Genomic DNA, 12711 nt, shown 5'->3' with positions numbered 1-12711 from the left:
TGCACTTGAAGTTATAGCAAAAGATGGGGGGATTTGTTGTGGCAAAAAATGATGCAGGCAGCACAAATTGCGAAAAGACTGCCCGAACGCGGTCCGGGCAGGACAAAATTACGGCTTAATATCCACCTGCCAGAACAGATGCTTACCAAACGGGTCTATTTCGTAGCCAGTCACTTCCTTACGCACCGGTTCAAATATTGTGGAGTGTGCAATCATGACGGCTGGCATCTGGTCATGCATTATCTGCTGCGCCTCTTTGTACAAGGCAATGCGTTTATTCTGATCGGTTATCGATTTTGCCTCGGCAATAATTTTATCAAAGGGTTTGTAGCACCATTTGGCCGAATTCGAACCGCCGTTGGCGGACGTACAGGTAAAGAGCGGGCCAAAGAAGTTATCCGGGTCGCCCGTGGCTGTTGTCCAGCCCATCAGCGCAGCCTGATGTTCGCCCCCTTTCACACGCTTGAGGTATTCCCCCCACTCATAGGTGACAATTTTGGCCTGCACGCCAACCTTCGCCCAGTCGGCCTGAATCATCTCCGCCATGCGTTTCGCATTCGGATTGTAGGGACGCTGCACCGGCATCGCCCACAAGTCGATGCTGACACCGTTAGCAAAACCGGCCTCTTTCAGCAGCGCTTTCGCCTTTTCGGGATCGTAATCGTAATCCTTAAGCTCGCTGTCTGCGCTCCAGACGCCCGGCGGCAGCAGGTTTTTCGCCGCAGTGCCCGTACCGTGGAATACCGCGTCAATAATGGCGGGTTTATTGATCGCCATCGCCAGCGCCTGACGGACTTTCACATTATCCAGCGGCGGCTTTTGCGTATTGAATGCCAGAAAACCGGTATTCAGCCCCGCCTTGCTCATCAACGTGATGTCTTTGTTCGCCTTCATGCGCGGCAGATCGGCCGGGTTCGGGAACGGCATCACCTGACACTCATTTTTTCGATTTTCGCAAAACGCACGGACGCATCCGGCGTGATGGTGAACACCAGTCGGTCCAGCTTCGATTTACCCTGCCAGTATTCCGGGAACGCCGTGAATAAAATGCGGGAGTCTTTCTGATACTGCGCCAGCCTGAACGGCCCGGTCCCGACAGGATCCATGTCGACCTTCTCCGGCGTACCGGCCTTGAGCATCACATCGGCATATTCCGCCGAAAGAATCGAGGCAAAATACCACGCCAGATCGGCCACAAACGGCGCTTCCGGGTGAGCCAGCGTAAAGCGCACGGTATGGTCATCCACCTTGTCTATCGCGGTAATCAGGCTGCCAAACTCCAGGCTTTCGAAGTTGGAATAGCTGCCGTTGGAGACGTTATGGTACGGATGATTGACATCCTTCTGACGCATAAACGAGAAAATCACGTCGTCGGCGTTAAAATCCCGCGTCGGCTTGAACGCTTTGTTGCTCTGGAATTTCACCTCTTTTCGCAGATGGAAGGTGTAGACCTTGCCGTCGTCGCTCACCTCCCAGCGCTCCGCCAGGCTCGGCACCAGCTCCGTGGTGCCGGGTTTGAAATCGACCAGCCGGTTATAGACCGGCACGGCGCTGGCATCCACGCTAGTTCCCGAGGTATATAGCTGAGGATTAAAGTTTTCTGGCGATCCTTCGGAACAATACACCAGCGTTTTCGCCACCACGGTGGAACTGACCGTCAGCGCAGCAAACGCGAGCGTTAACATTGTGAGTTTGCTTTTCATCATTTATTCCTGTCTTTTTAATTCGACGGCTAATTAATTCTTTTGCCATTCCATAAATAACATTAAAGTGATGTGGCAAACACCTGAAAAATAAATAAGGAATAAATCACTATGGGCTCGCCGCTTTCCAGACAATTAACGCATCGTTTTTTCCGCTATCTCGCTATCACCAGCCAGAGCGATCCCAAAGTGAAAACCCTGCCCTCAACGCCGGGCCAGCATGACATGGCGCGGGAGCTGGCGCAGGAGCTGGCACAGCTGGGGTTAGACGATATTGTGATTGATGAATTCGCCACGGTAACGGCGGTAAAAAAAGGCAATGTGCCCGGTGCACCGCGCATCGGCTTTATTACCCATATTGATACCGTAGACGTGGGCTTATCACCGGATATTCATCCGCAAATATTGACCTTTCATGGTGATGATCTCTGTCTGAATAAAGAGAAAGACATCTGGTTACGTGTTAAAGAGCACCCAGAAATTCTGGCGTATCCTGGCGAAGAGATTATTTTCAGCGACGGAACCAGCGTATTAGGCGCAGATAATAAATCGGCGGTGACGGTGGTGATGACGGTGCTGGAAAACCTGACGGCGGAACATCAGCACGGGGATATCGTCGTGGCATTTGTGCCTGATGAAGAGATCGGCCTGAACGGTGCCAAGGCGCTGGATCTGAAACGCTTCGACGTCGATTTCGCCTGGACCATCGACTGCTGCGAGCTGGGTGAAATTGTCTACGAAAACTTTAATGCGGCAGCCGCAGAGATCCGCTTTACCGGCGTGACGGCACACCCGATGTCCGCCAAAGGCGTGCTGGTGAACCCACTGCTGATGGCGACTGACTACATCAACCATTTTGACCGCCAGCAAACGCCGGAGTGCACCGAAGGGCGTGAAGGCTATATCTGGTTTAACGGCATTCAGGCCGGTCAGAACGAGGCCGTTCTTAAAGCCAATATCCGGGACTTCGACAAGGACAACTTTGCCGCCCGCAAGCGGCAGATTGCCGACGTAGCCGCACTGATTGCCACCCAACATCCAACGGCCAGGGTGGACTATCGCATTGAAGACACCTACAGCAATATCAGCAATGCGATTGGCGAAGACAGGCGCGCCATCGATCTGATGTTTGAGGCGATGGAATCACTGGGCATCACGCCAAAACCCACTCCGATGCGCGGCGGTACCGACGGCGCAGCGCTCTCTGCTAAAGGGCTGCTCACCCCGAACTTCTTCACCGGCGCGCATAACTTCCACTCGACGTTCGAGTTTTTACCGCTGTCGTCGTTCGAGGCATCGTACAACACTGCCCTGCAGATCTGCCTGCTGGCCGCCCGTTAAGCGGGCTTGCGTGCCAGCATAGTGGCAAAGCGCAGCTTGATGCGGTTGCCGTTTTCATCGGTGCGGTGCAGTTCGCCCACCTCTTCGTTGTATTTGAGCAACTCCCAGCCTTCATAGTAGTTGCTCAGCTCACCGGCTTTAAACGCAAACGGGAAGCCAACGGTGCACGGGTAGTCTGCCGTATCCATGGCGGCAACGATCAGGTTGTAGCCGCCCGGCTTCGTGCAGCGCTGCATATTGGCGATAAGACCAGGGATGGTGTTCGCTTCCAGGAACATCAGCACTACGGTGGAGAGGATAAAATCATACTCACCGTCGAAGCTCAGGTTGTTAAGATCTTTGATCGCAGTCTGCAGCGTCGTAATCCCTTCTGCCGCTTTGATGCGCTCGATGTTATCAATACTCATCGGGTTTTTATCCCAGGCGGTCACCTCAAAGCCGTTGGCGGCCAGGTAAAGGCTATTGCGGCCATTTCCGCAGCCCAGATCCAGCGTTTTACCCGGTTTAACGATCTCCGCGCTGTACAGCACCTCAGAGTGGGTACGGGTTAAGCCATATTTCTCTGTGAAGTAATTTTCATCGACAGCCATTATTTTTCCTCAGATTGCATAAGCAGTGCTTTATCAGTGCGCACCAGAAGTTTGCCCTGTATCAGCAGGATAAATGTACGAACCAATAGCATCCCAATAATGAGATTGGTAAAGATAAACAGCGGCACGGCAATGGCGTGGAAGAATCCAGACGAACTGCCGTGTCCCAGATGCAGCCCCGTAGTAGCCAGAGCCGACACGCCAAACGAAAAACTCCAGAAGGAGGCGTTAAACGGCTGAGACAAATACCACGGCAGCAGGCGCAGCATAAACAGCAACTGCAACAGGCCGTAGCCGAATAGCATTTTGGCGAAGGTGTCGGCTTCCCCACCGTTGACGCTAAACCAGGCGCTACACGCCACCAACGCGGGCGCCAGCTGAATGCCTAAAGAGGTACGCTGCGCGGAGGGAAGCTCTCCGGCGCTGCGAAGACGCTGGAGGATCACCGGCTCCAGGCTGAGCCATGAAAAGACGCCTGCGCCAAGGAAGACAAGCCCTGCGTCGTTGAATCCCAGAGCTCCGCACGCCATTGCGCTGATAAAATTATTCGCCACCGTTGGCAGATATAATCCCGGCGTGGTGGCCTCCTGCGGGTGCGTCCCCCGCCATAGCCCGGCGCTTTGCCAGGCAGCATAGGCAAGCTGCACCACCACGCCCACACCGAACAGCACCAGCGATACCGGGCGGAACCAGGGTACAAAGCCAATGGCAACCAGCATGGTGGTGGCCGGAAAAAGGCTGACGAAGCTGCTCATCACCGGGTGGCGCATCTCTGCCAGCACGCTGCACGGGAAACGGATCGCACGAGTGATAAACGCCGCTGTCAGTAAAAACCAGCATGTAATCGCGAGAGCGACCAGAATCTCACCCGGCCAGCGCGTCACCGGCCACAGAGTGCTGGCGTATCGCCAGGCGAAGCCCATGCCGATGATGCCCAGCACCATGCCAAAATACCCCGCGGGAAGGTTAAGCACCTGTTGGGATTTGTTAAAGTTATTCATTAATTTGATTTTTTAAAATGTATTTTAAATGCCATTTTAAGAGGTTTCCGCTGCGGATGCCAGCACAACGGAAAGCCGAAAGTTTGCTACGTTTAGTGGAGACGCTCACCAGGGATAACATGATGAACAAATACCGCCTTAGCGACGAGACCCGCCTCTGGCAGTGGAAAAACGGCGAGACAACCCACTCAGCCACGCTGCGGCAGATTATCGCCACGGCGGATTTTAATGACGTGACGGCCGGTACAAAAGGCGGCTGGATTGACGATGAGAGTGCCCTCGCGCAGGACGGTGACTGCTGGATCTACGACGAGAACAGCGTGGTATTTGCGGGCGCGACAATATCGGATAACGCCCGTCTTACACAGCCTTGCGTCGTGAGCCACCGTGCCTGCGTCGGCGGTAACAGCTGGCTGGATAATGCACAGGTGAGCCATGAGGCAAAAATAAGTGACAACGTCACCATTCAGCAATCCACCGTACGGGGCGAATGCCATATTTACGGTGATGCACGCGTGATCCACAACAGCATGGTGATTGCCGCGAAAGGCTTAACGCCCGACCAGGAACAGATCCTCAAAATTTATGACCGGGCCACGGTGAGCGAGTCGCGCATTGTGCATCAGGCGCAAATCTACGGCGACGCGCTGGTCAGCTATGCCTTTATCGAGCATCGAGCCGAAGTCTTCGACAGGGCCATCCTGGAGGGTAACGATCTCAACAACGTCTGGGTCTGTGACTGCGCCAAAGTGTACGGCAACGCGCGTCTTATTGCGGGCTTTGATGACGACGCTATCCCCACCGTGCGCTACAGCTCGCAGGTTGCAGAAAACGCCGTTATCGAAGGTAACTGCGTCATCAAGCATCACGTGCTGATCGGTGGAGAGGCGTGGCTGCGCGGTGGGCCGATTCTGATTGACGATAAAGTCGTTATTCAGGGGCGCGCGCGCATCAGTGGCGACGTGTTTATCGAACATCGGGTGGAGATTACCGACGATGCGGTGATTGAAGCCTTTATGGGCGAGAACATTCACCTGCGTGGGGAAAAGGCGATCAACGGCGATACGCGCATTACCCGCACGCCACTGCTTGGCGCGCTATAGCGGGAACAGTCTCGCGTAGGTATTTACATCATCATAACGGCCGTTCAGGTATTCGGCCTCCCGCAGGCACCCTTCGAGCATAAAACCGTTGCGCAGCGCAACAGCATTGCTGCTGTGGTTATCCACCCGGCACTTAATCACAAAGCGGCGAACGGTCCCGAGTTCAACATAATGGCGCATAAACGCCTGCAACGACCGGGAGAGGATGCCCTTTCCCTGATGCGCTTCATCCAGCCAGTAGCCGATATAGCCCGTTTTGTTCGCGGGTTCAATGGCGTTGAACGACAGCACACCTGCCAGCGCATCGTCATGAAAAATTAAAAACATTTTGGCGTAGCCGCGCTGGTGCAGCATTTGGTTGCTCTGCACGTTGCGGCGGGTATCCTCTTCGCTGCCCACGTGCTGCGCCCAGTCAAAGGCGGTTTGCAGGAAGTTTTTGTTTTTGATGACGAGGTTGTGCAGGTCGGTGGTATAACGCTCTTCGACGGATCGCAGTTCGATTTGCTGTGAAACGGGGATGATTTCTGAAGACATGGTGCCTCTCAATTGCCGGGTGGCGCTAACGCTTACCCGGCCTACAAATGCGTCCAGAGTAGGCCGGGTAAGGCGAATCCGCCACCCGGCACAACCCCACAAACGTTAACGCATTATCCGGTCGTCAACGTAGTTACGCTTATCCGGCGCCGGCGGGAAATACTGATACAGCCAGGTTTCACTGATGGCATCGCCCTGACAGCGCAGGAACAGGCGCATATCCACCGGCTCGGTTGAATCCGAGGTTGGATACCAGTCAAACAGAATACGATACCCGTCAAACGGCTCAACGTAGAGGATCTCAACCTGCTTCGCTTCACCGCTGGAGAGCGTGATCACCGGCTCGATACCTTTTGGCGCAGCGGCCTTCAGGTCGCCCCCGACGAAATCAATGGCAAAGCGACGCGCCCAGACTTTCGGGTAATTTTCGCCCGATGCCCAACCTTCCGGGAAGCCCCCCATACCGGTACGGGTGGCGAAAACGTTCGCCAGCGGAGAACGCACCGGCGGCTGCGCGCTCCAGTAAAGGCGGTATTTGAAGTCCAGCTCGTCCCCCGCTTCCACCGGCTTCTCCGGCTGCCAGAAGCAGACCACGTTATCCAGCGTTTCGCCCGTCGTTGGGATCTCCATCAGCCCTACCGCGCCTTTACCCCAGTCGTTACGCGGTTCAACCCACAGGCTTGGACGTTTGTTATACCAGCCCATCACATCCTGATAGTGAGAGAAATCGCGGTCAAGCTGCAGCAGGCCAAAGCCCTTAGGGTTCTTATCCATGTAGGCATTGAACTGCAGCTTCTGCGGGTTATTCAGCGGACGACAGATCCACTCCCCGTTGCCGCGCCACATCGCCAGGCGGTCGGAGTCGTGGATTTGCGGGTGAATGGTGTCGCACATGCGGCGCTCGTTATTGCCGCAGCTGAACATGCTGGTCATCGGCGCGATGCCCAACTGCTTGATGTCTTTACGCGCATAGAGATGGTTTTCCACCTCCATAATCACCTGGCTCTTCTCGCAGTGGATCACGAACTTATAGGCACCGGTGATGCTTGGGCTATCCAGCAGCGTGTAGACGGTAAAAGTGGTATCGCCAGGCTTAACGGTTTCAAACCAGAAGGAGGTGAAATCCGGGAACTCTTCCGGCGTGTCGGTAAAGGTATCCACCGCCAGACCGCGTGCGGAAAGGCCGTACTGATAGGTGTCATCCACCGCGCGGAAGTAGCTCGCACCGAGGAACGAGACGATATCGCGACGCGCCAGCTCGGGGGCTTTAAAGGCGCGGAAGCCCGCAAAACCGAGATCGCTCTGGCCTTCAAGCTGTTTGGTATCGACACCCGTGTCGCCGTAGCTGAACAGTTCAGGGCGGAAGTGGATCTCACGCGCCTGAGAGGTTGTTTGATCCAGCGAGAACATACGCACGCGGCGGCGGAAACCCATCCCCATATGGAAGAACTGCACGTCCAGCTGACGGCCTTCGATGTTATTCCACAGAGACTGTTTTTCGTCGTAGCGGATGGCGTTATACGCCTGCGGCGTCATGGTTGCCAGCGTCTCCGGCAGCGGACGCGGCGCGCCACCCCACGGGGTTTTCGCCAGGTCATGCGCCATGGATTGCAGTACGGAGAAGTCAAAACGACGGCTCTGGCCGTCTGCAATGTCAGAGTCAGCCGCGTAGGCCGCTTTGGAAAACAGGGAAGCAAGGCCAGAGGTGCCGCTCAGGGCAGCCATTGCAAGCGAGCCTTTTAGAAAACGTCTGCGATTCATGCCTGGAAAAACGTCCTTATGGTCGTGTGAATGTGTTTCGCGCGCGGCGAAATGACGGCAAGAAAGAACGCACAGCCTAAACAAAAATGGTTAAGAATCCAATTGTTGGCCGGTGATTATATGAACAAAGTGAGAAATATTTTCTGTCGACCAGAACGGCCTGAAAGTGGTGTAAATAAGAGTAAATACAGGTGAATAAAAAAACCCCGGCTGGACATCAGCAACCGGGGCTAACGAGGCGGTTATTTTACGCTGACATCGATACCCGGGAAGTACTTATCAGCGAGTTTAGCGATCGTGCCGTCGGCACGAACTTTATCTATCGCGGCATCAAGCTGCTTTTTGGTGGCCTCGTCACCCTTACGCAACCCAAAACCGATCCCACTGCCGAGGATGGTGTCGTCCGACACCGGTTTGCCGATAAAGCCAAACCCTTTACCCTGCGGCTTGCTGAGGAAACCTGCCTGCCCGGCCGCGGACATGACCAGAGAGGCGTCGATACGGCCATTCAGCAGATCGCCCCACGCCATATTCTGATCTTTATAAGACACCACGGTGACACCGTGTTTTTCCCAGTGCTCTTTCGCATAGGTTTCCTGAATGGACCCCTGCAGCACGCCAATGGTTTTCCCCTTCAGCCCTTCAGCCGTCGTGTCTACCGCCGTACCGGCTTTGCCGACCAGCTGCGACGGAATGCGGTAAATCGGCTGGGTAAAATCAATGCTTTTGCGGCGCTGCTCGGTGATGTTCATCGCCGAGTTAATGGCATCGAATTTTTTCGCCACCAGGCCCGGGATCAACGCATCAAATGAGGTTTCAACCCAGCTGCACTTCAGCGCTGCCGCTTTGCAGATAGCGTTGCCCAGCTCAACGTCGAACCCTTCCAGTTCACCAGACGCATTGCGGCTTTCAAACGGCGGATATTCCGCCTCAAGGCCGTAACGTAACTCGGTGGCGGCGAAGGAAGAAAACGTACACAGCAATCCCATGCCGACTATTAACGCGCGTAATTTCATCTCACACTCCTCAGCGTGGTTTAACCCGACACAGGGCTTGGGCACCTGCCCGTAACGTCGCCTCATCTTTCGCAAAAGAGAGACGAATCAATTTATTATCCGTGCCATCCGCGTAAAACGCCGACAGCGGAATGGTGGCCACGCCACACTCAACGATCAGCCGTTTGACCATCTCGCTGTCGCGCTCGTCGCTGAAATGGCTGTAATCCGCCAGCAGGAAGAACGATCCGGCACTTGGCAGCAGTCGGAACGGTGATTCCGCCAGCAAACTTTGCAGCAGGTCGCGCTTGCGTTGATAGAACGCGGAGAGCGACAGCCAGGTTTGCGGATCGACCATGTGTTCAGCAAACGCGTGCTGCATTGGCGTATCGGCAGAAAACATTAAAAATTGATGGACTTTACAAATTTCGTCCATCAGCACCGCCGGGGCAACACAGTAACCCACTCGCCAGCCGGTGACGTGATAGGTTTTTCCGAACGATGAGATAATCACGCTGCGCTCCGCCAGCTGCGGATGCGTCGCCATGCCGTGGTGCGGCTCGCCGTCAAAAACGACGTGCTCGTACACTTCGTCAGACAAAATAATGATGTCGGTATTACGGGTCACCGCCACCAGCTGTTGCAGATCGTTCGCTGAGAAGACCTGACCACTCGGATTATGCGGCGTGTTGATGATGATCATACGCGTGCGCGGCGTAATCGCGGCGCGAACTTCGTCCCAGTTAACGGCAAAATCCGGAACGGTCAGCTTAATGGCAACGGGTGTCGCCCCCTGCAACCGGACTATCGGCGCGTAGCTGTCAAATGACGGTTCGAAGTAAATCACCTCATCGCCAGGATGGACCAGCCCGCTGATGGCCGAGTAGAGCCCTTCACTGGCACTGGCAGTTACGAGCACTTCACTGCCGGGGTCATACCGGGTGCCGTAAAGCGTGGCAATCTTTTCCGCAATGCGTTCTTTCAGGGAGGTCAGACCCGTCATTGCCGCGTACTGGTTATGCCCCGCCTCCATGGCGCGGGTGACACCGGCGATAAGCTTTGGGTCGCAGGAAAAATTGGGCGCGCCCTGAGAAAGGTTGATGGCGTTATGCTGTGCAGAAAGCTGCCCGATAACGGTAAAAATCGTGGTCCCCACGTCAGGCAATTTTGAACGGGTTTGCACCGGTGTCTGTAAAGTCATCCTCTGTCCCTTCTCATTGTTGTTGCATAACTATTCAAACAATAACTCTGCTGTCGGGACAATCGAATTGTTGTCATAATAGCCATGAGAAAAACGCATAGCTGAGGTGTAGTATGTCGCGCCGTTCATTCCCGCTTAATGCCATCGACGCCTTTTTGATCACCGCGCGTCATCTGAACCTTACCCATGCGGCGCAGGAGCTTTGCCTGACGCAAGGTGCCGTGAGCCGCAAAATTGCCTCACTCGAAGCGTGGTTTGGCTTTCCCCTGTTCGAACGCCATGCGCGCGGGCTGCGGCTCTCTCCCCAGGGCAGCGCCCTCCTTCCTGAAATGCAATCGGCCTTTACGCAGTTATTGAACGTCGCGGATCGGGCGCGGGCGCACCAGACCGTCATTCGCCTGAAAGCGCCGACCTGCGCCATGCGATGGCTAATTCCCCGGCTGCTGGACGTGGAGCGCGAACAGCCGGATCTGCAAATTGCGTTGACCACCACGACCGATCACAACGTCAATTTCAAAACCGAATCTTACGATGCCGCCATTGTTTTCGGCACCCACATGAGCGCGGGCGATTTGCTGTTTGAAGAAGCGCTGACGCCGGTGCTTAGCCCACTCCGGGCCGGCGCAACGCTGGGCGCCTTGACTTTTCTTCATCCGACAAGAGATAAAACCGACTGGTCATTGTGGCTGGCGAAACAGGAAAGCCCGTCGTTTGTTATGCACAAAAATCAACACTTCGACACCATGGATCTCGCCATTACCGCTGCCATTCAGGGACTCGGCGTCGCCATTGCCGACGAAACGCTGGTGGCGGAAGATGTTCGCGCAGGAAGGCTGTTGCGGCCTTATGAGACAAGCATAAAAACCGGCGCGAGCTACCGGCTGGTGCTGCGCGAAACGCCAGGCGAGGAAAATGGTCTGGCGGCGTTCCGCGCCTGTTTGCTTAATCGAGACTGACGTGGTGCTTCATCACCCGTTTGAAGAGACTCATGCGGGCGCGCATAAAGCGGTTTTCAAGCCTGAAACCTGCATGTTTATTCACTCCAATACGCAACAATACGTCGCGCCCTTTGCGACAGGCGGGCCAGTGCACCGGTCCGGATAAGCTGTCCTGCGCCCCGGCCTCACGCGCGAAGCTCACCCAGTAATCCGCGACCTGGGCAGCTAACTGCAGATCGCGTTCGTTCACGTACTGACGAGAAGGCTCCACCTGACCCAGGGTATCGAACACGTAAGGCACTTCATTGCCGTGCCAGGCACCGTTGATATAGGTGCCATGTTCCGCTTCCGCGACATAATCAAACCAGTAGCGCCAGCACAGTCCGCCCACACGCTGCTGAGCCTGCATCGCCACATAGCCCATCGTGGTAAAGGCCATATCACGGCACACCTGTCTGCCCAGCTCTTCATCCCCCTTCACGCCCGGATAGAGCAGCTTAATCAGCCCCAGGCCAAAGCGTCGTTCCTGGCGAAGCTTCTGAATTTGCCCGGCAAGATCCACGCCAAACACCGCCATCACGCTGGCTTCATCGCTGTTTGAACCCATCATTAGCGGAACAGGATGCTGTCGCGCGGCAAAGAACACATCCAGCATCGCTTCCGGCAAGACGCAATCCCCAACGACGGGCGCAGGCGCAACGTTCAGCGGCGACGTGAGCGGCCAGAAGGCCTCAGGCGGCAGCGCGCGCAGCTGCTCGGCGGTGGCGTTCTCCAGCCCAAAATGGGCGGCTATCGCTTCCCCTTTTTGCAGGGCTTTCTCGCGCGGCGTATCCGGTAAGGTGTACCCGCTTTGCACGATCGCTTTATGGAACAATCCTTCCGCCAGCGGCGATGCCATCAGCGACAACACGCTGCGCGCGCCCGCAGATTCACCAAACAGCGTCACGCAGTTCGGATCACCGCCAAACGCGGCAATGTTGTCCCGCACCCACTCCAGCGCCGCGATCTGGTCAAGTAACGCAAAGTTATGCACCACGCGGCTTTCTTCACCTTCCAGCGCCGGATGCGCGAAAAAGCCGAGATGACCCAGACGGTAGTTGATCGTCACAACCACCACGCCGCGCGATGCCAGCGCTTTACCGTTGTAGGGCGGCAGGCTACCCGCGCCAATCGTGAACCCGCCGCCGTGCAGCCAGACCATGACCGGAAGCAGCCCGGCGCGATCGACGGGAGACCAGACGTTAAGATAGAGACAATCTTCCGAGAACTGGCCGGGATCGCCGCCGCCCAGCTCTTTGCAGTACTCAATGCTTTGCCAGCTTGAGGGCGAAAACGACGTTGCCTGCCGTTCGCCCTCCCAGCTTTCCGGCGGACGCGGTGAGCGCCAGCGCCAGTCGCCCACGGGCGGTGCAGCGTAGGGGATCCCACACCACACGTGAATATTGTTGTCTGTAAAACCAGTCAGTGCGCCCTGGCGCGTTTTAACCACAGGGGCGGAGGGATTTTGCATAACCACCTTCTTTTTCCATCACACCCCTGCAGAG

General features: G+C 55.8%; 10 protein-coding genes and 1 pseudogene. 3 read left to right on the top strand and 8 right to left on the bottom strand.

All coding sequences use genetic code 11. From position 1 onward, the window contains the following. Positions 1-108: 108 nt before the first annotated feature. A pseudogene (locus EXW94_RS03875) lies at positions 109-1703 on the bottom strand (ABC transporter substrate-binding protein). A gap of 111 nt (positions 1704-1814) precedes the next feature. Between EXW94_RS03875 and pepT the strand changes: the two are divergent. Next, a complete protein-coding gene (gene pepT / locus EXW94_RS03870; protein WP_174339531.1) occupies positions 1815-3044 on the top strand; it encodes a peptidase T in 1230 nt (409 codons plus the stop codon). Here the strand turns inward: pepT and tehB are convergent. Together tehB and tehA are read right to left on the bottom strand one after the other, a co-directional pair. Continuing rightward, entirely contained in the window at positions 3041-3634 is a 594-nt protein-coding gene (gene tehB, locus EXW94_RS03865; RefSeq protein WP_010431024.1) for a tellurite resistance methyltransferase TehB, read from the bottom strand. The genes pepT and tehB overlap by 4 nt on opposite strands. Then, positions 3634-4635, bottom strand: a complete 1002-nt coding sequence (gene tehA, locus EXW94_RS03860; protein WP_089598455.1) for a dicarboxylate transporter/tellurite-resistance protein TehA — start codon at positions 4633-4635, stop codon at positions 3634-3636. Before tehA ends, tehB begins: the two co-directional genes overlap by 1 nt. Positions 4636-4757: 122 nt before the next feature. Here tehA and ydcK point away from each other — a divergent pair, with 122 nt between their 5' ends. Continuing rightward, positions 4758-5738, top strand: coding sequence for a YdcK family protein (ydcK, locus tag EXW94_RS03855; protein ID WP_100166693.1), 981 nt, complete (start codon positions 4758-4760; stop codon positions 5736-5738). Here ydcK and rimL read toward each other — a convergent pair. The 4 genes from rimL to EXW94_RS03835 all read right to left on the bottom strand — a co-directional run bounded on the left by rimL (position 5733) and on the right by EXW94_RS03835 (position 10229). Beyond that, positions 5733-6272, bottom strand: coding sequence for a 50S ribosomal protein L7/L12-serine acetyltransferase (gene rimL, locus EXW94_RS03850; RefSeq protein ID WP_174339530.1), 540 nt, complete (start codon positions 6270-6272; stop codon positions 5733-5735). The genes ydcK and rimL overlap by 6 nt on opposite strands. Before the next feature lie 105 nt (positions 6273-6377). After that, entirely contained in the window at positions 6378-8033 is a 1656-nt protein-coding gene (locus tag EXW94_RS03845) for a glucan biosynthesis protein D (RefSeq protein WP_174339529.1), read from the bottom strand. Between the two features lie 242 nt (positions 8034-8275). Beyond that, positions 8276-9049, bottom strand: a complete 774-nt coding sequence (locus tag EXW94_RS03840) for a transporter substrate-binding domain-containing protein (protein WP_010431012.1) — start codon at positions 9047-9049, stop codon at positions 8276-8278. Positions 9050-9059: 10 nt separating this feature from the next. Next, positions 9060-10229: a pyridoxal phosphate-dependent aminotransferase gene (locus EXW94_RS03835; RefSeq protein ID WP_010431010.1), complete on the bottom strand. Its 1170-nt coding sequence runs from the start codon at positions 10227-10229 to the stop codon at positions 9060-9062. Positions 10230-10342: 113 nt separating this feature from the next. Between EXW94_RS03835 and EXW94_RS03830 the strand changes: the two genes are divergently transcribed. Further along, positions 10343-11185, top strand: coding sequence for a LysR family transcriptional regulator (locus EXW94_RS03830; RefSeq protein WP_174339528.1), 843 nt, complete (start codon positions 10343-10345; stop codon positions 11183-11185). Here EXW94_RS03830 and EXW94_RS03825 read toward each other — a convergent pair. After that, positions 11172-12677, bottom strand: coding sequence for a carboxylesterase/lipase family protein (locus EXW94_RS03825; RefSeq protein WP_174339527.1), 1506 nt, complete (start codon positions 12675-12677; stop codon positions 11172-11174). The genes EXW94_RS03830 and EXW94_RS03825 overlap by 14 nt on opposite strands. Positions 12678-12711 lie beyond the last annotated feature (34 nt).

Source organism: Enterobacter sp. JMULE2, assembly GCF_013337145.1.
Classification (GTDB): Bacteria; Pseudomonadota; Gammaproteobacteria; order Enterobacterales; family Enterobacteriaceae; genus Enterobacter; species Enterobacter mori.
The sequence above is the reverse complement of the archived record's forward strand: the minus strand, read 5'-3'. Positions and strand labels throughout refer to the sequence as shown.